This window comes from Pseudomonas hormoni, from assembly GCF_018502625.1.
GTDB lineage: Bacteria > Pseudomonadota > Gammaproteobacteria > Pseudomonadales > Pseudomonadaceae > Aquipseudomonas > Aquipseudomonas hormoni.
On the sequence record NZ_CP075566.1, the window covers coordinates 2,527,860 to 2,551,089 of the forward strand.

The following is a 23,230-nucleotide window of genomic DNA, read 5'->3' on the forward strand; positions in this document are numbered from 1 at the left end:
GGTGAGAACGCTACATCACTTGCCTTGGAACTCCGCCTCACGCTTGGCAATAAACGCCGCCATCCCTTCCTTCTGATCCTGCGTCGCAAACGCCGCATGGAACACCCGACGCTCAAAGCGAACGCCTTCCGACAGGCTCACTTCAAACGCGCGGTTGACGCTTTCCTTGACCATCATCGCAATCGGCAGCGACTTCCTGGCGATCAACGCCGCGACTTTCAGCGCTTCTTCCAGCAATTCATCCGCCGGCACGATCCGCGCCACGATCCCGCAACGCTCCGCTTCCACCGCATCGATCAAACGCCCGCTCAGGCACATTTCCATCGCCTTGGCTTTACCGACTGCGCGAGTCAGGCGCTGGGTGCCGCCCATGCCCGGCAGCACGCCGAGGTTGATTTCCGGTTGACCGAACTTCGCGTTGTCACCCGCCAGGATGAAATCGCACATCAACGCCAGCTCGCAGCCGCCGCCCAAGGCAAAACCGTTGACCGCGGCGATGATCGGCTTGCGGCGGTTAGCCACGCGATCACTGTCGCTGAACAGATCATCGAGGTAGATCTGCGGGTAGGTCAGCTCGGCCATTTCCTTGATGTCGGCACCGGCGGCGAAGGCTTTCTTCGAGCCGGTCAGCACGATGCAACCGATGTTCGAATCGGCTTCCAGGCCATCGAGGGCGTGGTTCAGTTCGCTGACGATCTGCGCGTTCAACGCGTTCAACGCCTGCGGACGGTTCAGGGTGATCAGGCCGACACGGCCATGGGTTTCCAGCAAAATCGTTTCGTAACTCACAATGGACTCCTTCTTAAAGACTGCGCGAAATGACCATGCGCTGAATATCACTGGTGCCTTCGTAGATCTGGCACACCCGCACGTCGCGGTAGATCCGCTCGAGCGGGAAGTCGTTCAGGTAACCGTAACCGCCGAGGGTTTGCAATGCGGCCGAGCAGACCTTTTCAGCCATTTCCGAGGCAAATAGCTTGGCCATGGAGGCTTCGACCAGCGCCGGTTTGCCGCTGTCACGCAACGCCGCGGCGTAATGCACCATCTGCCGGGCGACGGCGATCTGGGTTGCCATGTCCGCCAGGCGAAACGCGACGGCCTGGTGTTCGATGATCGGTTTGCCGAAACTCTCGCGTTCACGGGCGTAATCCCGGGCCGCTTCAAACGCGGCGCGGGCCATGCCCACCGATTGTGAGGCGATGCCGACACGGCCGCCTTCGAGGTTGGCCAGGGCGATCCGGTAGCCTTCGCCCTCCTCGCCCAGTCGGTTGGCCACCGGCACTTTGACGTCTTCGAACAGAATCTGGCAGGTGTCGGACGCATGCTGGCCGAGTTTGTCTTCAACGCGGGCAACCTTGTAGCCCGGTGAGTCGGTGGGCACGATCAGCGCGGTGATCCCGCGTTTGCCGGCACTCGGGTCCGTCACCGCAAACACGATCACCACCCCGGCATTCTGCCCGGAGGTGATGAACTGCTTGCAGCCGTTCAAAACGTAGTGATCGCCTTCGAGACGGGCGCGGGTTTTCAAACCGCTGGCATCGGAACCGGCTTGCGGTTCGGTCAACGCGAAAGCGCCGAGCATCGCACCGCTGGCCAGCGGCTTGAGGAAGCGCTCTTTCTGATCGTCGTTGCCGTAGTTGAGGATTGGCACGCAACCCACCGAGTTGTGCACGCTCATGATGGTCGAGCAGGCGCCGTCACCGGCGGCGATTTCTTCCAGCGCCATGGCGTAGGCCAGGTAACCGGTGTCGCAACCGCCCCACTGCTCGGGTACCAGCATGCCGAAGAAACCCAGTTCGGCCATCTCGCCGATGGCTTCCTTGGGGAAACGGTGCTCGCGATCCCATTCGGCGGCGAACGGTTTCAGCCGTTCCTGGGCGAATTGCCGGGCCGCTTCGCTGATCTGCAGTTGTTCGTCATTGGGAATCATGGTGAATCCTTAAAAATTAGCCTTCGTACACATGCCTGAAGGTTGAAACGCAGGATCTGTGGGAGCGGGCTTGCCCGCGATAGCGATCTGTCAGACAACATCATGGGTGTCTGGAAAACCGCCATCGCGGGCAAGCCCACTCCCACAGGGATAGGCGTTGGCCTTAGTAAAGGCATTCCACGGCCATCGCCGTGGCTTCACCGCCGCCGATGCAGATCGCCGCGACACCGCGTTTCAGGCCTTTCTGGCGCAGGGCCGAGAGCAAGGTCACCAGAATCCGTGCGCCGGACGCACCGATCGGGTGGCCCAGGGCGCAGGCGCCGCCGTGAACGTTGAGTTTCTCGTGGGGGATTTCCAGGTGGGTCATCGCTGCCATGCCGACCACGGCGAAGGCTTCGTTGACTTCGACCAGATCGACGTCGTTCAGCGACCAGCCGGTTTTCTTCATCAGCCGCTTGATCGCGCCGATCGGTGCCACCGGGAACAGGCCCGGCGTGTCGGCGAATGCCGCATGACCATGAATCACCGCGAGTGGTTTGAGACCGCGTTTGTCGGCTTCGGAACGGCGCATCAGCACCAGCGCCGCCGCACCATCGGAAATCGAACTGGAGTTGGCCGCTGTCACGGTGCCGCCTTCACGGAACGCCGGTTTCAGCGAAGCAATCTTGTCCAGTTTGGCTTTCGGTGGCTGTTCGTCGTTGCTGATCACCACCTGCTCTTTACCGACGGTCACGGTCAGCGGCACGATTTCGTCCTTGAAGCTGCCGTCCTTGATCGCCTGCTGCGCGCGGGTGGTCGACGCGATGGCAAACGCATCCTGAGCTTCGCGGCTGAAGCCGTTGGTTTCGGCGCAATCCTCGGCGAAGGTGCCCATCAGGCGGCCCTTGTCGTAGGCATCTTCCAGGCCATCGAGGAACATGGAGTCGAGCACACGACCGTGCCCCATGCGGTAACCGCTGCGGGCGCGGTCCAGCAGGTACGGCGCGTTGGACATGCTTTCCATGCCGCCGGCGACTACAACATCGGCGCTGCCGGCGACCAGCATGTCGTGGGCCAGGATGGCCGCTTCCATGCCGGAACCGCACATCTTGTTCAGGGTGGTGCAGCGGGTCGATTTATCCAGCCCGGCGCCCAGTGCAGCCTGACGGGCCGGGGCCTGGCCGAGGCCGGCGGGCAGCACGCAGCCGAACAGCACTTCTTCAACGGCATCCGGCGCTAAACCTGCGCGTTCAACAGCAGCACGAATGGCGGCAGCGCCCAGTTGTGGCGCGGTCAGGCTTTTCAGTTCGCCCTGGAAACCACCCATCGGGGTGCGTACGGCGCTGACGATAACGATTGGATCGTTGGAAAGGGTCATGACAAATCCTCCTTACTTGGCGGCCATGCGCAAGGCACCGTCGAGACGGATTACCTCGCCATTGAGCATGCTGTTTTCAATGATATGCCTGACCAGCGCGGCATACTCGCCCGGTTTGCCCAAACGTGGCGGAAACGGCACGCCGGCCGCCAGGGAGTCGCGGACTTCCTGGGTCATGCCGGCCATCATTGGCGTTTCGAAAATGCCCGGAGCGATGGTCATCACGCGGATGCCGAAGCGCGCCAGTTCACGGGCAGCGGGCAAGGTCAGGCTGACGATCGCGCCTTTGGACGCGGCATAAGCCGCCTGGCCGATCTGACCGTCGTAGGCCGCAGCCGACGCGGTGTTGATGATCACCCCGCGCTCGCCATCGGCATCCGGCTCGGTTTCGGCGATGGCCGCCGACGCCAGACGCAGCATGTTGAAGCTGCCGATCAGGTTGACGTTGATCACCTGGCTGAAACTGGCCAGCGCGTGCGGGCCGTTCTTGCCAAGGATCTTCTCGCCACGCACGATGCCGGCGCAGTTGACCAGACCGTTGAGCCCGCCGAAGGCTTTGACTGTTGCCTGCACCGCCGCCTCAGCTGCCGCTTCGTTGCTGATGTCCGCAACCACGCTTTGCGCACCCAGACGTTCGGCCTGAGCTGCAACGGCGTCGGCGTTCATGTCCACCAGCATCACTTTGGCGCCGGCCGCGACCAGCATTTCAGCCGTAGCCGCGCCGAGCCCGGAGGCACCGCCGGTGACGAGAAAAACCTTGTTTTCGATCTGCATCATTGTTTCCTTGGATTCAAGCTGAAACGTTCTTCGCCGCAGCCTCTTGAGCCTTGGCGATTTCCTGGTTGCGCAAGATAAAGCGCTGCAATTTGCCGCTTGGGGTTTTCGGCAACTCGCTGACAAATTCGATTTCACGGGGGTACGAGTGCGCGGCCAGGCGCTTGCGCACGTGTTGGCGCAGCTCTTCGGCCAACTCGGGTGCGGCGCGGTATTGCGCGCTGAGCACGACGAAGGCTTTGACCAGCTCGGTGCGCTCCGGGTCGGGCTTGCCCACCACCGCCGCTTCAACCACGGCCGGGTGTTCGATCAACGCGCTTTCCACGTCGAATGGGCCGACGCGGTAGCCGGAGGTGGTGATCACGTCATCACTGCGGCCGACGAAGCTGATGCTGCCGTCCGGGTTCCACTCGACGGTGTCGCCGCTCAGGTAATAGTTGCCGACGAAGGCCTTGGTGGGCGCGCCTTCATAACCGGCGAACCAGCACATCGGCGACTGAGTGCGGTCGATGGCCAGGATGCCCGGCTGGCCGACGCCCAGTTCCTTGTTCTCGTCGTCGAGCACCACGATGCGGTGGCCCGGCGAGGCAAAACCGGCGGCGCCCATGTGAATCGGATGTTCGAGGGCATGGTGGTTGCACAGGACCATGCCCAGTTCGGTCTGGCCGTAATGGTCGTGAATCACCACGCCGAGGTTGTCGGCAAACCAGCGGATCACTTCCGGATTCAACGGCTCGCCGGCGCTGCTGACGATGCGAAGCTTGCCCTTGATCGATTTCGCGAACTCGTCACCACCGGCAATCAGCAAGCGATACGCCGTCGGTGAACCGGTGAGGTTGGTAATCCCGTATTTGTTGATCACCCGGCAGGTGCTTTCGAGGGTGAACGGGCCATCGTAAAAGGTGATCGGATGCCCCATCGACATCGGCCCGGTAACGCCAAAATAGATGCCGTACGCCCAGCCCGGATCAGCCACGTTCCAGAACGCATCTTCCGGGCGCAGGTCGACGGCGTCACGGGTGTAGCTCTGGAAGGCGACGATGGCCTTGAGCGGCACGGACAATGCCTTCGACGGACCGGTGGTACCTGAGGTGAACATCAGCAGGAAGGGGTCTTCGCCGGTCAGCAGCACCGGTTCGCACTCGGGGGAATAGTTGGCCAGTTCGGCCCAGAAACTGAAATCGCCACGGACAATGCCCTGACCTTTCGCGCCGCCGACTGTGACGATGGTCGGGCAATCGGCGACTTCAGCAAGTTTGGAGCGGTTGACCGCGTCGGTCACCACCACTTTGGCGCCGGAACTGCTCAGGCGATGTTCGATGGCTTTGGGGCCGAACGCGGTGAACAGCGGCTGATACACCGCGCCGATGCGCCACGTGGCGAACACGGTGATCAATAATTCGATATTGCGCGGCAGGAGGCCGGCGACCTTGTCGCCTTTCTTCACGCCCTGGGCCAGCAGGAAGTTGGCGAAACGCGTAGCCTTGTCCTGCAGGTCGCTGAAGGTGTACGTCGCGCTGGTGCCGTCGCGGCTTTCCCAGAACAGCGCGATGCGGCCTGGCAATGCATGCCGGTCGCAACACTCGACGCAGGCATTGAGGGCCGTCAGATTGCCCGCGAGTGCGGCGTCGACGGTGTGCTGATAATTGAACTGTGACGTGGCAGACAAGTAATCGCGCATTGCCAGAATCCCTCTGTATTTTTATTAGGTTGGGGGAACCGTAACCAACAGGGAAATACTCGCTCTGCGCGGGGGGTGGGGCAATGGTCAAAGCTATCAAGTTGTCTGACTGGTTTGGCCAAGGTTCAGGAGGTGCGGCGTCTGAGCTGACGCCTTCGCGGGCAAGCCCGCTCCCACAGGGTTTTGTGGCGTGCACAACAATTGTGATCACCGACAATCATTGTGGGAGCGGGCTTGCCCGCGATGGCGTCGGCACAATCACTAAAAAATCCGGATCAGCTCGCCTCGTTCAGAATCAAACTCCGGTAATGCCCCGGATTCGACCCCGACCACTTGCGAAACGCCTTGTAGAACGAACTCGCATCGGCGAACCCCAACCGCGTGGCGATCTCGGCAAAGCTGATACTCGGTTCAGCCAGCCAGACGATGGCCAACTCCTTGCGCACGCTGTCCTTGAGCCCCTGATACGTCTGCCCCTCTTCCGCCAGCCGCCGACGCAAGGTCGAGGCCGACATGCACAGTCGTTGCGCCAGAGATTCGGTCTCCGGCCACTGTTCGGCCGGCAAATGCCGCAGATCCTGCTTGATGCGACTGGCCAGGCTCTCCGGGTCGCGGTACTTGACCAGAATATTGGCCGGCGCATGGGCCAGGAATCGCTTGAGTTCTTCGGCGCTGCGTTTGATCGGCAGATCCAGGCAATCAGCCGAGAAAATCATCCGGGTGCGTGGCCGGTCGAAACGCAGGTTTTCGGAGAACATCACCTGATAGTCATCGCAAAAGTCCGGCGCCGGGCAGCGTAATTCGATGGCCAGAATCGGAATCCGTCGCCCCGCCAGCCAACAGGCCACGCCGTGAACGATCATCCAGTAGGTGAAATAGGTAAAGGCGCGACGCGGGTCCTGGTCGTCTTCCAAAAGCACGATCTCCGCGAGGCTTTGCTGGCGAACCAGCTGCGCGGGCAGGTGTTCGAGCATCAGCGATAGAAACCCCAGCCCCGAGGTCAGGCCGGCGGCGAGGCTCGGCTGGACCATCGAGCAGCGGCACAGAAACGCCAGGCTGCCGGACTTGAGCTTGCGCGGGTCCATGCCAAAAAATTCATCGTCCCGACGCCGGGCCAGTAAGCGCCACAGCCGTGCGTACGCGGTGGCCGGCACGCGGACTGTGGACGATTCGAGCAGCGCCGGATCGATGCCGACCTTGTTCAACACCTCGTCAGTGGCGGCGCCCGGGGCGCAACTTTGCAACAGCGCTTCACGCACCAGTTGAATGGAGATGGTGTCTTTTTCCGACATTGAGCGAGGTGTGCCCTGTTCTTGTTTGAGTGGTGGGCATATTAGCGCATGGCACCCCGATCCTGTAGGAGCGAGGCTTGCCCGCGAAGCAGTCGACTCGGTCTTGCCGTGAAACCGCGTCATCGTGCTTCGCGGGCAAGCCTTGCTCCTACAGGGGCGAGGTGATCTTGAGGTTGTTCAGCTTAGGTTCAGGTAAATGTCAATGATTGCCATTTGGGAATGAGTGTCATTATGTTACAAATTAGCACCCTATCTAATTCCGAGACGGTGCTGAATGCTTGTTCCTTTTCTGATCATGCTGCGCGAAGGCATTGAGGCCGCATTGATCGTTGGCATCATCGCCAGCTACCTCAAGCAAACCGGCCGTGGCCAATGGATGCCCGCCGTGTGGATCGGTGTGTTTCTCGCTGCTGCCCTGGCCCTGCTGGTGGGCGGGGGCCTGGAGCTGGTCAGCGCCGAGTTCCCGCAGAAACAACAGGAGCTGTTTGAAGGTGTGGTTGGCCTGGTCGCCGTCGGCATCCTCAGTTCCATGGTGTTCTGGATGCGCAAGGTGGCGCGTTCGATCAAGCATTCGCTGCACGTCTCCCTCGATCACGCGTTGACCGGTTCCAGGCATCAGGTGACAGCGCTCATCGCCATGGTGTTTTTCGCCGTCGCCCGGGAAGGCCTGGAAACGGTGTTCTTCCTGCTCGCCGTGTTCCAGCAAAGCGAAGGCCCGGCCGCACCGATCGGTGCCCTGCTCGGCCTGATCCTGGCGATCATCGTCGGTTTCCTGATCTACACCGGCAGCATGCGCCTGAACCTCGGCGCGTTCTTCCGCTGGACCGGTCTGTTCATCCTCGTGGTGGCTGCCGGCATTCTCGCCAACTCGGTGCAGGCGCTGCATGAAGCCGGCGTCTGGAATCACCTGCAAACCGTGCTGTTCGACTTCAGCGCCACGCTGCCGATGGATGGCCCGCTGGGTTCGGTGCTGGCCGGCATGTTCGGGTATCAGGATGCGCCGACTGTCAGCACCCTCGGCGCTTATCTGATTTACCTGGTCGTGGCGCTGGTGATGTTTTTTCTCCCCGCGCCGGCACTCGCTAAACAATCTTCCTCCGTTCCCCTGTAGGAGCGAGACCGGCTTGCCGGCGATGGTCGTTAACGATAACGCGTAAAACCAGATGCCCAGCGGCGCCTGTAGGTTTTTCGCGAGCAGGCTCGCTCCTACAGGGGGCGTGCGCCAATGAATTTTTTCCAGTCAGTAAGGGCCCCCATGCCAAATCAAGCCACTCCTCAGGCCTCCCCTCCCCGCGCCTTGCGCTGGGCGGTGGCCGGTTCGGTGATCGTGATGATCGCCGCCGGTGGCCTGTTCTATTACGCCTCGAAAATGGCCGCGGCCAAACGTCAGAGCAACCATGATGAAGTGCTGGTGACCATTCACCCGCACAGCTGCGAGCCGAATGCGTTGACGGTGCCGGCCGGTCGCGCCAGTTTCCGCATCGTCAACCGCTCGGACCGCGCCGTTGAGTGGGAAATCCTCGACGGCGTGCTGGTGGTCGAAGAAAGGGAAAACATCGCGCCCGGCCTTAGCCAGGTGATCAACGCCAACCTGTTGCCCGGCGATTACGCGATCACCTGCGGCCTGCTGAGCAATCCACGCGGCACGCTACACGTGACGCCGACCGCAGCTTCCGATGCTGCGGCCAAAGCCAAACCGTCGATGGTCGCTTTCGTCGGACCGCTGTCGGAATTCCGCGTTTACCTGAGCAGCCAAAGCACCGCGCTGATCAAAGCCGTGACTGCGCTTGAGCAAGCCATCGAAGCCGGCGACCTGAGTCAGGCGCAAGCGTTGTACGTCCCGGCCCGCACCGCATATCAGCGCATCGCCCCGGCGGCACAGCGTCTCGCCGAGCTCGACAACACCATCAACGCCCGCGCCGATTACTTTGAAAAACGTGAGCAGGATCCGGGCTTCAGCGGTTTCCATCGCCTCGAATATGCGCTGTTCCAGCAACGCACCCTCGACGGCCTGACACCGGTCGCCCAGCGGCTGCTGACCGACGTCACCACGCTCAAGCAACAACTGCTCGCCCAATCGCTGCCGCCGGAACAACTGGTCAGCATCGTGGTGCGCAACCTCAACAACCTTGGCGACGTGCGCGCCAGCAGCGGTGAAGAAGAACGCTACAGCCACACCGACCTGAACGGTTTCGTCGGCAACCTTGACGCGGCCCGCAAAGTGGTCGACCTGTTGCGCCCGCTGCTGACCAAGTCCGCCGCCGACCTGCTGCCGCCCCTCGACAGCGCCGTCGCCAGCCTCGATGCCGAACTCAACGGCTTCAAGGTCGAAAACGGCTACGCGAGCTACGACAGCGTCAGCGCCGAACAACGTAAACAGATCGCCGACAAGGCCAAGGCGCTGGCCGACGCACTCGACGGCATCGATCCCGCCCTCGGCCTTTCCGGCCTATAGCAGAAGACGAACTTCAGATGAACGATTCAGAGCAATTCAACCTTCAGCGGCGCCGGGTATTGATGGGCATGGGCGCCGCCGGCGTGGCCCTGGCCGGCTCGGCCTTGAGCTGCCCGGCCATGGCCGCGAGCCCCGCGCAAGTCACAGAAGCGCCGAGCAGCGACAAGACCGAGGACCGCCACGACTTCCACGGCCGGCACCAGAGCGGCATCGTCACCCCGCGCCCGGCGTCCGGCATGCTGGTGTCGTTTGATGTGTTGGCCAGCGACCGCGAAGACCTGGAGCGGCTGTTCCGTACGCTCAATGAGCGCATCGCATTCCTGATGAAGGGCGGCCCGGTGGCGCAGGTCGATCCGAAGTTGCCGCCGGTGGATTCAGGCATCCTCGGCCCGGTGGTTACCCCGGACAACCTGACCATCACCGTGTCGGTGGGCGAATCGTTGTTCGACGAGCGCTTCGGCCTGGCGAACGTCAAACCGAAACGGCTGAGCCGCATGGTCGGTTTTCCCAACGATGCGCTGGAAGCCGATTGCTGTCATGGCGACCTGAGCTTGCAGTTCTGTTCGAACACCACCGACACCAACATCCACGCCCTGCGCGACATCGTGAAAAACCTGCCGGACCTGCTGCTGGTGCGCTGGAAACAGGAAGGCAGCGTACCGCCGCAAGCCCCGGCAAAACCCGGTGTGCCGGCGCAGAGTGCGCGTAATTTCCTGGGTTTTCGCGATGGCTCGGCGAACCCGGATTCCAACGACGCCAAGACCATGGACAGCATCGTCTGGGTCCAGCCCGGCAGCGACGAACCGGCCTGGTCGGCGAATGGCAGCTATCAAGCGGTGCGGATCATCCGCAACTTCGTTGAGCGCTGGGACCGCACGCCGTTGCAGGAACAGGAAAGCATTCTCGGCCGGATCAAAAGCACCGGCGCGCCCATGGGTGGCACTCATGAAACCGAGGTGCCGGACTACAGCAAAGACACGGAAGGCAAACTGACCAAACTCGATGCGCACATCCGTCTGGCCAACCCGCGCACTGCCGCGAGCCAGGCCAACCTGATCCTGCGCCGGCCGTTCAACTACTCCAACGGCGTGAACAAGAACGGTCAGCTGGACATGGGGTTGTTGTTCATTTGCTACCAGGCCGATCTGGAAAAAGGCTTCATCACTGTGCAAACCCGACTCAACGGCGAGCCGCTCGAGGAATACCTGAAGCCGGTCGGCGGCGGGTATTTCTTCACCCTGCCGGGTGTGGCGGGCGACCAGGATTTCATCGGTCGCTCGCTGCTTGACGCTGCATCCCCAAAAACAACCGCATAACCAACCCCCACACGGAACCGTCCCATGAAAAAGTCGCCACTCGCGTTACTGCTGACCCTCGGTTTGCTCAACACCCCGCTTTCGGCTTTCGCGGCGACGGCGCCGCTGGAACTGGTGGGGCCGATCTCGGACTACAAGATCTACGTCACTGAACAACTGGACGAACTGGCCAGCCACACTCAGAAATTCACCGACGCCGTAAAGAAGGGCGACCTCGCCAGCGCGCAAAAACTCTACGCACCGACCCGGGTTTACTACGAGTCGATCGAGCCGATTGCCGAACTGTTCAGTGACCTCGACGCGTCCATCGACTCCCGTGTCGACGACCACGAAAAAGGCGTGAAGGCCGAAGACTTCACCGGTTTCCACCGCATCGAATATTCGCTGTTCTCCGAGAAGAGCACCAAGGACCTGGGCGAATTGGCCGATGGTTTGAACAAAGACGTCAAAGACCTGCAAACCCGCGTGGCCGGCCTGACCTTCCCGCCCGAGAAAGTGGTGGGCGGCGCTGCGGCGTTGCTGGAAGAGGTCGCGGCGACCAAGATCTCCGGCGAAGAAGATCGCTACAGCCACACCGATCTTTACGACTTTCAGGGCAACATCGACGGCGCGAAGAAAATCGTTGACCTGTTCCGTCCGCAGATCGAGAAGCAGGACGCGGCGTTCATTGCCAAGGTCGACAAGAACTTTGCCACGGTCAACAAGACACTGGCCAAGTACAAGACCAAGGATGGTGGTTTTGAGACTTACGACAAGGTGAAGGAAGGCGACCGTAAAGCGCTGGTGGGGCCGGTGAATACGTTGGCTGAGGACTTGTCGACGTTGCGTGGAAAGCTTGGGTTGAACTGAGTTTTTTAGCGTCTGAGCGGGCCCCTTCGCGAGCAAGCCCGCTCCCATATTCGATTCGGGATGACCACTTTCGTGTGAGCATCATAGATCGAATGTGGGAGCGGGTTTGCTCGCGAAGGCATTTTCACTGGCAACACATTTTCCTGATGGATTGCACCGGCCGCGCTAACATCCCCGCCAATAATAAAGCTCACGGAAGACCCATCCATGTCCGCCCCAACCTTCGACCTGCGCCCGCTCATGGTCGCCAACATGGCCTGCACCATGGCAATGATGGCGTTCGTTTCTTTGATCGGGCCCATCGCCCGGGTATTGGGCCTGGCCACCTGGCAGGCCGGTGCGGCGGTGACGGTGTCCGGGGTGATCTGGATGGTGCTGGCGCGTCCGTGGGGTCAGGCCAGTGACCGCTTCGGGCGGCGGCGGATTCTGTTACTCGGCACGGCAGGATTCACCCTCGCCTATTGGGCCTTGTGCCTGTTCATCGACACTTCGTTGCGATTCCTGCCGTCGGCGTTGTTGTCGTTTATCGGGCTGATGCTCGGGCGCGGGTTGATCGGCGTGTTCTATGCCGCGATACCGGTGGGCTGCAATGCATTGATTGCCGACAACGTCGAACCGCAACATCGCGCCAAAGCCATGGCCGCATTGGGCGCTGCCAACGCCTGCGGGCTGGTGATCGGCCCGGCGATAGCGGCCTTGCTGTCCCGTTACAGCCTGAGCCTGCCGTTCTACGCCATGGCTTTTCTACCGTTGTTGGCGTTCCTCGTGCTGCGTTACAAGCTCAAGGCGCAGGAGCTGCATTTGCGCCAGGCGCCGCGCAAGGTTCATCTGAATGATCCACGGCTGCGCCGGCCCATGGCCGTGGCGTTCGTGGCGATGCTGTGCGTGTCTATCGCTCAGATCACCGTTGGCTTTTTCGCCCTCGATCGACTCGGCATGAGCCCGGCCGACGCCGCGCAAACGGCCGGTATTGCCCTGACCATGGTCGGCTTCGCGTTGATCTGTTCGCAATTAGTGGTGCGTCGGCTGGAATGGCCACCGCTGCGCTTGATTCGGGTCGGCGCGGTAGTAGCCGCACTGGGCTTTTCCGGCAGCATCATTGCCGACACCGCGTGGGGTTTGTGGTTGTGCTTCTTTGTCTCGGCAGGCGGCATGGGTCTGATTTTCCCGTCCTTCGCCGCACTTGCTGCCAATGCGGTCGAGGCCTCGGAGCAAGGCGCCACCGCAGGTTCCATTGGCGCCGCTCAAGGTTTCGGCGTAGTGATCGGACCGTTGGCGGCCACGTTGATCTATGGCATCGAACCGCGCCTGCCGTATCTGGTGGCCGCTGCGTTGTTGCTGTTGGTGGCCCTGTGGCCAGGGCCCCGCCAGCGTCAGGCGCTATAGAATGCGATAAAGCAACCGCTCGATCCGCACACGACTCACCCGTTTGAGAAACTTGGCCACCGCTGCCGGGTAATCCGGCAGGGTTTGCAGATCCTGATACCGCTCGATGCGCGTGGTGTGCTGGAAGATCTCCGCCAGCTCACTGCGACGCGGCGCCAGCAATTCCCCTTTCGGGTCATCGATCAGCAACGCATTTTCCAGATCGAGGCGGAACGCTCGCGGGTTGAGGTTGTTGCCGGTCAGCAAGGTGTAACGCTGATCGATCCACATGCCTTTGAGGTGATAGGTGTTGTCGCCGTCCTTCCACAGGTGCAGGTTCAACTGACCGCTGTCGACGCTGCGATGATGACGCTTGGCGAAGCGGCGCAGGCTGATCTCGTAGAGATACGGCAATGCGGCGATTACCTTGAACGGCTCGCTCGGCGGGATGTAGAAGTCGTTGGCGGTCTTGTCGCCGACCACGATGTCGATCTTCACGCCACGTGCCAGCGCCCGGTTGATTTCCCGGGTCACCGCCAGCGGCAGGTTGAAGTACGGCGTGCAGATCGTCAGTTGATGCTGGGCGCTGGCGATCAATTCGCAGATCACCCGGCTCAACGGGTTGTTCTTGCCTACCCCGAGCAACGGACTGACCGACAAACCGTCCTTGGCCGTGCTGCCCGTCGTGGTGTCGTACGCGGCGTGCTTGAGGCGGCTGCGCAGGTCGCCGATGTCGTTGCGCAGGCTGCGGGTGGTCGGCAGGTTCGGCAGATCGAGGCGATGCACCGCTTTCGAAGCGACCAGGCCGTGCTGGACCAGGTGCTGCATCGAATCGGCCAGCGCGCTGTTCTGCAGCAAGTGATAACGGTCGTAGCGGTATTTGTCGAACTTGTGCAGGTAGACGTTGTTGAGACTGGCGCCGCTGTAGATCACGCAGTCATCAATCACGAAGCCTTTCAAATGCAGCACGCCGAACAGCTCACGGGTCTGCACCGGCACGCCGTACACCGGCACAACGCTTTCGTGGGTGCGCGTGGTTTCCTGATACCACGCCGAGTTGCCCGGCTGCTTGCCGGCACCAATCAAGCCGCGCTGGGCGCGCAACCAGTCGACGACCACCACCACGTCCAGTTCCGGACGCGCCAGTTTGGCGGCGTGCAAGGCATCGAGAATTTCCTGGCCAGCTTCATCCTGTTGCAGGTACAGCGCGACGATGTAGATGCGCTGGGTGGCTGCGGCGATTTTTTCCAGCAGGCAACGACGGAACTCGGCAGCGCCAGAGAGGATGGTGACGGCATCGGCGGTCAGCGGAAAACTGCGCAGTTTGGGCAGCAGAGAGCGTTTGAAAAGCGACGGCATAGGGCTCGCAATGGGTCGAATCCGGAGAGTTTGAGAGCTTACACCATGGATGGGCTTGGGTCTTGTGGGTGTCTGTGATGGCCTCTTCGCGGGCAAGCCTCGCTCCTACAAGGGAATGCGATCAACTGTAGGAGCGAGGCTTGCCCGCGAAGGCGATTTCATGGTCGACAAAAATAATAATTGACCAAGGAGAACGATCGTTCTACTGTTCGCCACATGAACGAAATCACTAGCAACGACACACGCGACATCATTCTGGATGTCACCGAAAAGTTGATCTACAAAAGTGGCATCGCTGCCACCGGCATGGACCTTCTGGTGAAAACCGCCGGCGTCTCCAGAAAAAGTATTTACCGCTACTTCGCCAACAAGGAGGAGCTGACCGTCGCCGCCCTGCAACGGCGCGACGTGCGCTGGATGCACTGGTACAGAAGCGCCGTCGACCAGGCCGAAACCCCGGCCGATCGCCTGCTCAACCTGTTTACCGTGCTCAAGGCCTGGTTTGCCTCGGAAGGCTTTCGGGGCTGTGCCTTCATCAACACCAGCGGTGAAACCGGCGACCCGCAAGACCCGGTTCGCCTGGTCGCCAAAGAACACAAACAGAAGCTGCTCGACTACGTGCGCGAGCTCTGCACCGAACATGGCGCCAAAGACCCGGAGACGCTGGCCAAACAGCTGCTGATCCTGATCGACGGTGCCATTACCGTGGCGCTTGTCATGGGTGATCTCAGTGCCGCCGATAATGCGCAATGCATGGCGCGAAAGTTATTGGACCTGTAACACTTTAACCAAGCCCGACAACTTGCTTGAACTTTAATTTGATAGGGAGACTTTAAATGTCTAACGCCGAAGTTCGTCCGCCATTGCCGCCCTTTACCCGTGAATCGGCCATCGAGAAAGTTCGCCTGGCCGAAGACGGCTGGAACTCCCGTGACCCGGAACGTGTGTCCCTCGCCTACACCCTGGACACCAAATGGCGCAACCGCGCCGAATTCGCCTACAACCGTGAAGAAGCCAAAGGTTTCCTGACCCGCAAATGGGCCAAGGAACTGGACTATCGGCTGATCAAAGAACTCTGGGCCTTCACCGGTAACCGCATCGCCGTGCGTTACGCCTATGAATGGCACGACGACTCGGGCAACTGGTTCCGTTCCTACGGCAACGAAAACTGGGAGTTCGACGAGAACGGCTTGATGGCCAACCGGTTCGCCTGCGTCAACGACATGCCGATCAAGGAAAGCGACCGCAAGTTCCACTGGCCGCTGGGTCGTCGGCCGGATGATCATCCAAGTCTGTCCGATCTCGGTCTATAAGCTCACATAGATCTAAATGTGGGAGCTAGCCTGCTAGCGATGACGTCTGAGCATTCAACACATTAGTTGTCTGTCATACCGCTATCGCGAGCAGGCTCGCTCCCACAGTGTTTGGGCGGTGGTCAGGCGACTGCGGCTTGTTTCACGCCCGCCTCGGCTTCCAGCCCCCGCACCAACGGCAACACCCGCTTGCCGAAATACTCGACCTCTTCCTGAAAGTGCAGGAAACCCGCCAGTACCAAATCCACACCCACCGCTTTCAACGCCACAATCCGTTCGGCAATCTGCAGCGGTGTACCGATCAGGTTGGTCTTGAAGCCATCGTTGTACTGCACCAGATCCTCGAACGTCGATTTAGCCCAGTTGCCTTCGCCTTCGGGTGACGCCCTGCCCGCCTGCTTCGCCGCATCGCCAAAGGCATTCACCGCTTCCGGATCGGCCTGATCGATGATCTGCGCCAGCACGGCCCGCGCCTCTTCTTCAGTGTCACGGGCGATCACAAACGCATTCACCCCGACTTTCACCGAATGATTGTTCGCGGCGGCCTTGGCCCGGATATCGTCGACTTGTGCCTTGATGCCTTCAGGGGTATTGCCGTTGGTGAAGTACCAGTCCGACACCCGCGCCGCCATGTCTCGCGCCGCGCGGGAGCTGCCACCCTGGAAAATTTCCGGTTGCCCCAGCGGCTTCGGTTTGAGGCTGTAGTTGTCGAAGCGGTAGAAGTCACCACGAAAGGTGAAATTGTCCTGGCTCCAGATGCCCTTGAGCGAGCGGATGAACTCTTCGGAACGACGGTAACGCTCATCGTGTTCCAGCCAGTGTTCGCCGATCGCCTGGAACTCACCTTTGAACCAGCCGCTGACGATGTTCACGGCCACCCGGCCGTTAGTCAGTTGATCGATCGTCGCCAGTTGCTTGGCCGCCAGTGCCGGTTGCCATGGGCCGGGCAGGATCGCAGCGATCACTTTCAACTTGGTCGTGGCGGCCAGTAGCGCGTGGCTGAAGGCAACCGACTCATGCTGGTACTCGGCACCGTAACCGGCGGTGAAGCGGATCTGCGTCAGGGCATATTCAAATCCCGCTTCCTCGGCCAGTTGCGCGAGTGTGCGGTTGTAGTCGATGCCCCAGTGGGTGCGTTGCTCGATCTTGCTGACCACCAGCCCGCCGCTGACGTTCGGCACCCAGTAGGCAAATTTGACCGCTCGCTGACTCATTGGCGTGTCCTCGGGACGTTGGGAAGTCCTTGGGTGAGAGCAGCAACCGTGCCAGCGTTGAATCTTGAGATGGAGCGATCATTGTGGCGAGGGAGCTTGCTCCCGCTGGACTGCGCAGCAGTCCCATTTGGGGGCCGCTTCGCGCCCCAGCGGGAGCAAGCTCCCTCGCCACGGATGTGGGTGTGCCTGATGCAATTTGCTGATGAACTGTTGGCCTGACAACAGCTGATCCCTTTCGACATTCAGTACGCCCCCGCAAACCCTCGGCCCCAGCGCTCGGCACGGACCCTGCAATCCCCTTAGGCACCCACTGCCGATCCAAGGAGCTGCCCCCATGACCGAACACCAGGTAATCAATCCACTGTCCATTGGCACTGACTATGAAACGCTGGCCGCGAGATTCCGGCCGATCTTCCAGCGCATCGCCGCCGGGGCTGTTGAGCGCGAACAGTCGCGCAGCCTGCCTTATGAACCGATTCAATGGCTCAAGGAAGCCGGTTTCGGCGCGGTGCGCGTGCCGGTCGAATACGGGGGCGGCGGTGCATCCCTGCCACAGTTGTTTGAGTTGCTGATTGAACTGGCCGAAGCCGATTCCAACGTGCCTCAAGCCCTGCGCGGGCATTTTGCGTTTGCCGAGGACCGCTTGAACGCCACGCCGGGACCGACCCGGGATCTCTGGTTCAAACGCTTCGTCGAGGGCGATATTGTCGGGTGCGCCTGGACGGAAATCGGCAGCGTGGCCATCGGCGATGTGATCACCAAAGTCACGCCCCATGGCGACCGCTGGCGGCTCAACGGTGAGAAGTTCTACAGCACCGGCAGCCTGTTTTCCGACTGGATCGATGTGTACGCCCAGCGCAGCGACACCGGTGGCGACGTGATTGCAGCGGTGCGTACACGGCAACCGGGGATCGTGCAAAGCGATGACTGGGACGGTTTTGGCCAGCGCACCACGGGCAGCGGCACGTCGCGGTTTATCGATGCCGAGGTGGACGCCGAAAACGTCATCGACTTCGCCACCCGCTTCAAGTACCAGACGGCGTTTTATCAACTTGTCTTGCTCGCCACGCTCGCCGGGATCGGGCGCGCCGCGTTGCGTGATGTGGCGCATCAGGTGCGGGAGCGCAAACGTATTTACAGTCATGGCAACGCTCCGCGCGCCAGTGAGGATGCGCAGGTTCAGCAGGTGGTTGGGGAAGTGGCGGCGTGGGTGTACGCCGCTGAAGCCAGTGCCCTGAAGGCAGCGCAGCCGGCGCAACGAGCTTATCTGGCGCGGTTTTCCGGGGATGAGGCGCTGGAGCGGGCAGCGAATGTCACCGCCGAAATCGAATCGGCGAAAGCGCAGGTGGTGGTGTCGGAGTTGATTCAGCGGGCGACCACCGAGCTGTTCAATGCGCTGGGGGCTTCGGATATTCGTGAGGCTAAATCGCTGGACAGGCATTGGCGTAATGCGCGGACCGTGTCGTCGCACAATCCGGTGATCTATAAAGCGAGGATTGTCGGGGATTGGGAAATAAATGGGGCTGAGCCGCCGTTTGTTTGGCAGATCGGGAATGGGCCTGCCTCAAAGTGATGTAGCGCCTGAAAGTCAGTCTTCGCGGGCAAGCCTCGCTCCTACGGGTGTTGTGTTGTACGGGATATTTTCACCCGCACACATAACCTGTAGGAGCGAGGCTTGCTCGCGATGAGGCCAGACCAGTCGCCGCAGAAGTTGGATCTAGGTAAGATATCGGCCCTTCCCGCAGCCCCTTGCTGCACCCCGCCGAATAAGCCGATTCCATGCCTTTCGAACTCAGCGTTGACCTCACCACCCTGGCCATTCTGGCCGTTGTCGCCTTCATTGCCGGTTTCATCGACGCCATTGCCGGCGGCGGTGGTCTGTTGACCACTCCGGCGCTGCTGACCGCCGGCCTGCCGCCGCATCTGGTACTGGGCACCAACAAACTCAGTTCGACCTTCGGCTCGGCCACCGCCAGCTTCACCTTCTACCGGCGCAAGCTGTTCCATCCCCGGCAGTGGGTGCACGCCATTGTCGGCACGCTGGTCGGCGCGTTGACCGGTGCGGTGGTGGCGCATTACCTGCCCGCCGAATGGCTGAACAAGATGCTGCCGGTGATCGTGTTCGCCTGTGGCCTCTACCTGCTGTTTGGTGGCACGCCGAAAGCGCCGCTGGACAGCAACGCGCCGATCAAGAAAAAGTGGCAATCGACCCAAGGCTTCAGCCTGGGTTTCTACGACGGCGTGGCCGGTCCCGGCACCGGCGCGTTCTGGACCGTCAGCAGTATGCTGATGTACCCCATCGACCTGGTGAAGGCCAGCGGCGTGGCCCGCAGCATGAACTTCGTCAGCAACATTGCAGCGCTGTCGGTGTTCATCTTTTCCGGGCAAGTGGACTGGATCATCGGCCTGTGCATGGGCGTGTCGGTCATGGTCGGCGCATTCTTCGGCGCCCGCTCCGCCATCAGCGGCGGAGCCAAGTTCATTCGTCCGGTGTTCATCACCGTGGTGCTGGGCCTGACCGTGCGGCTAGCCTGGCAACACTGGTTCAGCGTGGCCTAGACGTCGCGCCACATAAACGTCGATCAGGTAACGGGCAATCGAGCGTGACGCCGGCAACGGCGGCAGCTCGTGCACGTTGAACCACTGGGCGTCCTCGATCTCGTCTTCCTGACAGACAATTTCGCCGCCGGCATACTCGGCGTGAAAACCCAGCATCATCGAGTGCGGGAACGGCCAGCACTGGCTGCCCATGTACTGGATGTTCTTGACCTCGATCTGCACTTCCTCGCGAACCTCACGAATCAGGCAGTCTTCGGCCGACTCGCCCGGCTCGGCGAATCCGGCCAGCGTACTGTAGACCCCGGTGACAAACCGCGGTGAACGCGCCAGCAGGACTTCATCGCCACGGGTGATCAGCACGATCATGCTCGGCGAAATGCGCGGGTAATAACGCAGGTCGCACGGTTCGCAGTACATCGCCCGTTCCCGGACGACTTGCTTCGTGGCCTGCCCGCAATTGCCGCAAAAGCGGTGCTCGCGGGCCCAGGTACCGATTTGCGCAGCATAACCGAGCACCTTGTAGATGGCGTGATCACCTTCGAGCATGAACGCCCGCAGGCCTTTCCAGTTGCAGCCCGGCACTTCGCTGTGACTGCGTAGCTCCAGCAGATACACCGGCTCGCCATCCAGGTGGCCTATGCCATGTTCGGCAAGAATCGACAGGTCCTGACGCTTGAGCCAATCGCGCGGGAACAGCGCGCCATTGTCATCGAACAGAAAGCCTTCGGGGCTGCGCGCAACGGCCCAGCCGCCCGGTTGATCGGTGTCCAGTACTGCAGTGGTCCAGCGTGAAGTCATTTTTCAATCAATCCAGAAATTCGGGTTTCTGTTTGCTCATATGGGCGGCCATGGCCACGCGCAAATCAGTGGATTGCAGCATGGCGGCGTTCCAGGTGGCGACGTATTCGAGGCCGTCGTCGATGCGATGGTCACGCATGTAGCTGATCATTTCCTTGGTGCCGGTGATCGCGATCGGCGACTTGCCGGCAATCTCGCGGGCAATGCCCATGACGCCGTCGAGCAGGCTGGCGGCATCGCTGTAGACGCGATTGACCAGACCGATATTGCGCGCTTCCTCGGCGCCAAACGAGCGACCAGTGTAAGCCAGTTCACGCAGCATGCCGTCACCGATGATCCGCGGCAAGCGTTGCAATGTGCCGACGTCGGCGGCCATGCCGATGTCGATTTCCTTGATCGAGAATTGCGCATCTTCGGCGGCGTAACGCATGTCGCAGGCCGAAATCAGGTCGATCGCGCCACCCAGGCAGTATCCCTGAATCGCCGCCAGCACCGGCTTGCGGCAATTATCGACGGCATTGAAGGAGGCTTGCAGCGCCAGAATCTTGCGCCGCAGCAGGCGCGCGTTGCGGCCAACGTCCTTGCCCAGCTCATTGGCCACGCCGGCCAGCATCATCAGATCGATGCCGGACGAGAAATGTTTGCCGGCACCACTGAGCACCACCACCCGCACTTCGTCGGTATCGTCGATCCAATGGAAGATCTCGATGATCTCCTTCCAGAACGCAGCGTTCATCGAATTGATCTTTTCCGGGCGATTGATTTGCACATGGGCAATTTTATCGACCAGTTCGACGGTGAACGCAGTGTACTGAGACATGGCAGTGATCCTTTACCGGGGCAAAAAAAGAGGCCCGAACTATAACAAGGCATCCCGTTCGGCAGTAAGGCAGCGGTTCGGCCAAAAGCGGGACCGCACAGCGCACCACAATAGTGCGTCGGCGCTACAGCGCTCGCATATTCGTGTGAACGCCATGTTACTTTTTGGGGCTCGATCGCAAAAAAACATGCCCTTCGTCGGAGCGTTGCGGTGTCTATCCGGTACGTCCGTACCTCTTTGAACCGATTGTCGAACAATTTTGCCATATGTCCTTCACCGCTCTAAGTTCTGGCCTAGACTCATTTCCGCGGGGCAAAACCGGTCGGTCACAAAGTGCAAAAAAAATCGAAACTTTTGCTCTTCGTGGTCGGTCCTCTGAAAGGTAGGTGCGTTGCGACTGGTGCAATCCTTGCAACGTCCACTCCAGCCAATCTGCTTCAACGCATGGGCAGCGTTTGCTGACCAATGCGTCGCGCATTTGCGCCCGGCCACAGGAATTGGCCACGAAACACCGTTTGCCAGACCTGAGAATTAGATCAACAACACGGGAGATTCATATGATCAGTGCGGCTTTAGACATTCAGGGAGAACGTGCTCATCAGCAGGTCGGCGAAACGAGCGCCGTGAGCGCCCCAAGTGCCCAATCGATCAACGTCCCGAGCGCCAAGACGCTTACGCCGGTGACCAGCCAGAATCCCAATCGAAAGAAAGTGTTGTTCGTCACCTCGGAAATCGCCGACCTGGTGAAGACCGGCGGTCTGGGTGACGTCTCGGCAGCACTGCCCCGCGCCATGGCGCTATTGCACGATGTGCGTGTGCTGATCCCCGGCTACCCGCAAGTGCTGCACAGCGAAAACCCGATTCATATTATTGGCGAGCTCGGTGGTCATGCCGCATTGCCACCCTGCAAGATCGGGCGCATGGACATGCCTGACGGTCTGGTCATTTACGTGTTGATCTGCCCTGAACTCTACGAGCGCGAAGGGTCCCCCTACGGCGCCAACAACGGTCGCGACTGGCCGGACAACCATATCCGCTTCGCCCGCCTCGGCCTGGCCGCTGCCGATATCGCCGCCAACCTCGCGCAGATCCACTGGTGCCCGGACCTGGTGCACGCCCATGACTGGCCCGCCGGCCTGGCGCCTGCCTACATGCACTGGCGTGGGCAGCGCACCCCGACGCTGTTCACCATTCACAACCTCGCTTATCAAGGCGTGACCAGTCTGGGGTCCTGCCCGGAACTCGGCATTCCCGCGCATGCCCTGCAACAGGAAGGCATGGAGTTCTACGGCAAGATGTCGTTCCTCAAGGCCGGCATGGCTTATTCGAGCCACATCACTACGGTCAGCGCCACCTACGCCCAGGAAATCACCACGCCGGCCTTCGGCTGCGGCCTCGACGGCTTTCTCGCCGCCAAGACCCAGCAAGGCCTGCTCAGCGGCATTCCCAATGGCATTGACGAGAGCTGGGACGCCGCCACCGACTCTCACCTTTTCCACCAATTCAGCATCGGTGACTGGGAAGGTAAAGCAGTCAACGCGGCGCACGTGCGCGACCTGTTTGGCCTGGAGGATTCAGAAGGCCCGCTGTTTGCCGTGGTCTCGCGTCTGGTCTACCAGAAAGGCCTGGACCTGACCGAAGCCGTGTCCGAGTACATCGTCGAATCGGGTGGCCAGATCGCGATCATCGGTCGTGGCGAGCCGGAAGAAGAACAAGCCATGCGCGAACTGGCCCTGCGTTTCCCCGGGCAAATCGGTGTACGCATCGGCTTCAACGAAACCGACGCCCGCCGCATGTTTGCCGGCAGCGATTTCCTGCTGATGCCATCGCGTTACGAACCTTGCGGCCTGAGCCAGATGTACGCCCAGCGCTTCGGCTCATTGCCGGTAGCCCGCAACACCGGAGGTCTGGCCGACACCATCGAAAATGGCGTGACCGGTTTCCTGTTCGACGAATCCACCGTTGAGAGTTATCAGGAAGCCCTGAGCCGGGCCTTCAAGGTGTTTGCCTTCCCCGACCTGCTCAACGCCATGCGTTGCCGCGCCATGGCTGCGCCTTTCAACTGGTGCAAAGCGGTCGAACCCTACGCCGAACTCTATGAACAGCTTGTTGCTAAAGCACTGGGGAAATCGAACAGACAGTAAGAGG

Annotated in this window: 20 protein-coding genes; 10 read left to right on the forward strand and 10 right to left on the reverse strand. The window is 61.0% G+C overall.

What is annotated here, in order from left to right; all coding sequences use genetic code 11:
* Positions 1-15: 15 nt before the first annotated feature.
* The 6 genes from KJF94_RS11770 to KJF94_RS11795 form a co-directional block, all read right to left on the reverse strand.
* Positions 16-789: an enoyl-CoA hydratase gene (locus KJF94_RS11770; RefSeq protein WP_214383565.1), complete on the reverse strand. Its 774-nt coding sequence runs from the start codon at positions 787-789 to the stop codon at positions 16-18.
* A 13-nt stretch (positions 790-802) separates the two neighbouring features.
* Positions 803-1,930 (reverse strand): acyl-CoA dehydrogenase, encoded by a 1,128-nt coding sequence (locus tag KJF94_RS11775; protein ID WP_008026517.1) that lies wholly within the window; start codon positions 1,928-1,930, stop codon positions 803-805.
* A gap of 163 nt (positions 1,931-2,093) precedes the next feature.
* Positions 2,094-3,287 carry an acetyl-CoA C-acyltransferase gene (locus tag KJF94_RS11780; RefSeq protein WP_214383567.1) on the reverse strand — a complete coding sequence of 398 codons (1,194 nt, stop codon included), beginning with the start codon at positions 3,285-3,287 and terminating at the stop codon, positions 2,094-2,096.
* A 12-nt stretch (positions 3,288-3,299) separates the two neighbouring features.
* Positions 3,300-4,061, reverse strand: a complete 762-nt coding sequence (locus tag KJF94_RS11785; RefSeq protein WP_017339054.1) for an SDR family NAD(P)-dependent oxidoreductase — start codon at positions 4,059-4,061, stop codon at positions 3,300-3,302.
* Positions 4,062-4,077: 16 nt separating this feature from the next.
* Complete coding sequence (locus KJF94_RS11790; protein ID WP_214383569.1) at positions 4,078-5,742, reverse strand: AMP-binding protein; 1,665 nt, start codon at positions 5,740-5,742, stop codon at positions 4,078-4,080.
* Positions 5,743-6,017: 275 nt separating this feature from the next.
* A complete protein-coding gene (locus KJF94_RS11795; protein WP_214383571.1) occupies positions 6,018-7,034 on the reverse strand; it encodes an AraC family transcriptional regulator in 1,017 nt (338 codons plus the stop codon).
* A 274-nt stretch (positions 7,035-7,308) separates the two neighbouring features.
* On the opposite strand from KJF94_RS11795, the gene efeU reads away from it, so the two are divergent.
* The 5 genes from efeU to KJF94_RS11820 all read left to right on the forward strand — a co-directional run bounded on the left by efeU (position 7,309) and on the right by KJF94_RS11820 (position 13,040).
* Positions 7,309-8,145, forward strand: coding sequence for an iron uptake transporter permease EfeU (efeU, locus tag KJF94_RS11800; RefSeq protein ID WP_214383573.1), 837 nt, complete (start codon positions 7,309-7,311; stop codon positions 8,143-8,145).
* 144 nt (positions 8,146-8,289) lie between these two features.
* Complete coding sequence (efeO, locus tag KJF94_RS11805) at positions 8,290-9,489, forward strand: iron uptake system protein EfeO (RefSeq protein ID WP_214383575.1); 1,200 nt, start codon at positions 8,290-8,292, stop codon at positions 9,487-9,489.
* Between the two features lie 17 nt (positions 9,490-9,506).
* Positions 9,507-10,805, forward strand: a complete 1,299-nt coding sequence (gene efeB / locus KJF94_RS11810; protein ID WP_214383577.1) for an iron uptake transporter deferrochelatase/peroxidase subunit — start codon at positions 9,507-9,509, stop codon at positions 10,803-10,805.
* A 24-nt stretch (positions 10,806-10,829) separates the two neighbouring features.
* A complete protein-coding gene (efeO, locus tag KJF94_RS11815; RefSeq protein WP_214383579.1) occupies positions 10,830-11,654 on the forward strand; it encodes an iron uptake system protein EfeO in 825 nt (274 codons plus the stop codon).
* 207 nt (positions 11,655-11,861) lie between these two features.
* On the forward strand, positions 11,862-13,040 hold the full coding sequence (locus KJF94_RS11820; protein WP_214383581.1) for an MFS transporter: 1,179 nt from the start codon (positions 11,862-11,864) through the stop codon (positions 13,038-13,040).
* Here KJF94_RS11820 and pssA read toward each other — a convergent pair.
* The gene (pssA, locus tag KJF94_RS11825) at positions 13,035-14,378 is read right to left on the reverse strand and encodes a CDP-diacylglycerol--serine O-phosphatidyltransferase (protein WP_214383583.1); all 1,344 of its coding nucleotides are present in this window, start codon (positions 14,376-14,378) and stop codon (positions 13,035-13,037) included. The two genes, KJF94_RS11820 and pssA, sit on opposite strands and share 6 nt — an antisense overlap.
* A gap of 216 nt (positions 14,379-14,594) precedes the next feature.
* Here pssA and KJF94_RS11830 point away from each other — a divergent pair, with 216 nt between their 5' ends.
* Positions 14,595-15,158: a TetR/AcrR family transcriptional regulator gene (locus KJF94_RS11830; RefSeq protein WP_214383585.1), complete on the forward strand. Its 564-nt coding sequence runs from the start codon at positions 14,595-14,597 to the stop codon at positions 15,156-15,158.
* A 56-nt stretch (positions 15,159-15,214) separates the two neighbouring features.
* On the forward strand, positions 15,215-15,691 hold the full coding sequence (locus tag KJF94_RS11835; RefSeq protein ID WP_214383587.1) for a nuclear transport factor 2 family protein: 477 nt from the start codon (positions 15,215-15,217) through the stop codon (positions 15,689-15,691).
* A gap of 122 nt (positions 15,692-15,813) precedes the next feature.
* On the opposite strand, the gene sfnG is transcribed toward KJF94_RS11835, so the two are convergent.
* Entirely contained in the window at positions 15,814-16,905 is a 1,092-nt protein-coding gene (gene sfnG / locus KJF94_RS11840) for a dimethylsulfone monooxygenase SfnG (RefSeq protein WP_214383589.1), read from the reverse strand.
* A 334-nt stretch (positions 16,906-17,239) separates the two neighbouring features.
* Between sfnG and KJF94_RS11845 the strand changes: the two genes are divergently transcribed.
* Both KJF94_RS11845 and KJF94_RS11850 read left to right on the forward strand, forming a co-directional pair.
* Complete coding sequence (locus KJF94_RS11845; protein WP_214383591.1) at positions 17,240-18,478, forward strand: acyl-CoA dehydrogenase family protein; 1,239 nt, start codon at positions 17,240-17,242, stop codon at positions 18,476-18,478.
* Positions 18,479-18,684: 206 nt separating this feature from the next.
* Complete coding sequence (locus KJF94_RS11850) at positions 18,685-19,464, forward strand: TSUP family transporter (protein ID WP_214383593.1); 780 nt, start codon at positions 18,685-18,687, stop codon at positions 19,462-19,464.
* On the opposite strand, the gene nudC is transcribed toward KJF94_RS11850, so the two are convergent.
* The gene (nudC, locus tag KJF94_RS11855; protein ID WP_214383595.1) at positions 19,432-20,262 is read right to left on the reverse strand and encodes an NAD(+) diphosphatase; all 831 of its coding nucleotides are present in this window, start codon (positions 20,260-20,262) and stop codon (positions 19,432-19,434) included. The two genes, KJF94_RS11850 and nudC, sit on opposite strands and share 33 nt — an antisense overlap.
* A gap of 7 nt (positions 20,263-20,269) precedes the next feature.
* A complete protein-coding gene (locus tag KJF94_RS11860; RefSeq protein WP_214383597.1) occupies positions 20,270-21,082 on the reverse strand; it encodes a crotonase/enoyl-CoA hydratase family protein in 813 nt (270 codons plus the stop codon).
* A gap of 557 nt (positions 21,083-21,639) precedes the next feature.
* Here KJF94_RS11860 and glgA point away from each other — a divergent pair.
* Positions 21,640-23,226: a glycogen synthase GlgA gene (gene glgA / locus KJF94_RS11865; protein WP_214383599.1), complete on the forward strand. Its 1,587-nt coding sequence runs from the start codon at positions 21,640-21,642 to the stop codon at positions 23,224-23,226.
* Positions 23,227-23,230: the final 4 nt, after the last annotated feature.

Excerpts from the sequence above, each read along its gene's own strand:
- KJF94_RS11785 (WP_017339054.1), bottom strand. The coding sequence starts at position 4,061 with ATGCAGATCGAAAACAAGGTTTTTCTCGTCACCGGCGGTGCCTCCGGG.
- KJF94_RS11845 (WP_214383591.1), top strand. The coding sequence starts at position 17,240 with ATGACCGAACACCAGGTAATCAATCCACTGTCCATTGGCACTGACTAT.
- KJF94_RS11790 (WP_214383569.1), bottom strand. The coding sequence starts at position 5,742 with ATGCGCGATTACTTGTCTGCCACGTCACAGTTCAATTATCAGCACACC.
- KJF94_RS11780 (WP_214383567.1), bottom strand. The coding sequence starts at position 3,287 with ATGACCCTTTCCAACGATCCAATCGTTATCGTCAGCGCCGTACGCACC.
- KJF94_RS11775 (WP_008026517.1), bottom strand. The coding sequence starts at position 1,930 with ATGATTCCCAATGACGAACAACTGCAGATCAGCGAAGCGGCCCGGCAA.
- efeB (WP_214383577.1), top strand. The coding sequence starts at position 9,507 with ATGAACGATTCAGAGCAATTCAACCTTCAGCGGCGCCGGGTATTGATG.
- efeO (WP_214383579.1), top strand. The coding sequence starts at position 10,830 with ATGAAAAAGTCGCCACTCGCGTTACTGCTGACCCTCGGTTTGCTCAAC.
- sfnG (WP_214383589.1), bottom strand. The coding sequence starts at position 16,905 with ATGAGTCAGCGAGCGGTCAAATTTGCCTACTGGGTGCCGAACGTCAGC.
- KJF94_RS11835 (WP_214383587.1), top strand. The coding sequence starts at position 15,215 with ATGTCTAACGCCGAAGTTCGTCCGCCATTGCCGCCCTTTACCCGTGAA.
- KJF94_RS11860 (WP_214383597.1), bottom strand. The coding sequence starts at position 21,082 with ATGTCTCAGTACACTGCGTTCACCGTCGAACTGGTCGATAAAATTGCC.
- pssA (WP_214383583.1), bottom strand. The coding sequence starts at position 14,378 with ATGCCGTCGCTTTTCAAACGCTCTCTGCTGCCCAAACTGCGCAGTTTT.
- KJF94_RS11830 (WP_214383585.1), top strand. The coding sequence starts at position 14,595 with ATGAACGAAATCACTAGCAACGACACACGCGACATCATTCTGGATGTC.
- efeO (WP_214383575.1), top strand. The coding sequence starts at position 8,290 with ATGCCAAATCAAGCCACTCCTCAGGCCTCCCCTCCCCGCGCCTTGCGC.
- glgA (WP_214383599.1), top strand. The coding sequence starts at position 21,640 with ATGATCAGTGCGGCTTTAGACATTCAGGGAGAACGTGCTCATCAGCAG.
- efeU (WP_214383573.1), top strand. The coding sequence starts at position 7,309 with ATGCTTGTTCCTTTTCTGATCATGCTGCGCGAAGGCATTGAGGCCGCA.
- KJF94_RS11820 (WP_214383581.1), top strand. The coding sequence starts at position 11,862 with ATGTCCGCCCCAACCTTCGACCTGCGCCCGCTCATGGTCGCCAACATG.
- nudC (WP_214383595.1), bottom strand. The coding sequence starts at position 20,262 with ATGACTTCACGCTGGACCACTGCAGTACTGGACACCGATCAACCGGGC.
- KJF94_RS11795 (WP_214383571.1), bottom strand. The coding sequence starts at position 7,034 with ATGTCGGAAAAAGACACCATCTCCATTCAACTGGTGCGTGAAGCGCTG.
- KJF94_RS11850 (WP_214383593.1), top strand. The coding sequence starts at position 18,685 with ATGCCTTTCGAACTCAGCGTTGACCTCACCACCCTGGCCATTCTGGCC.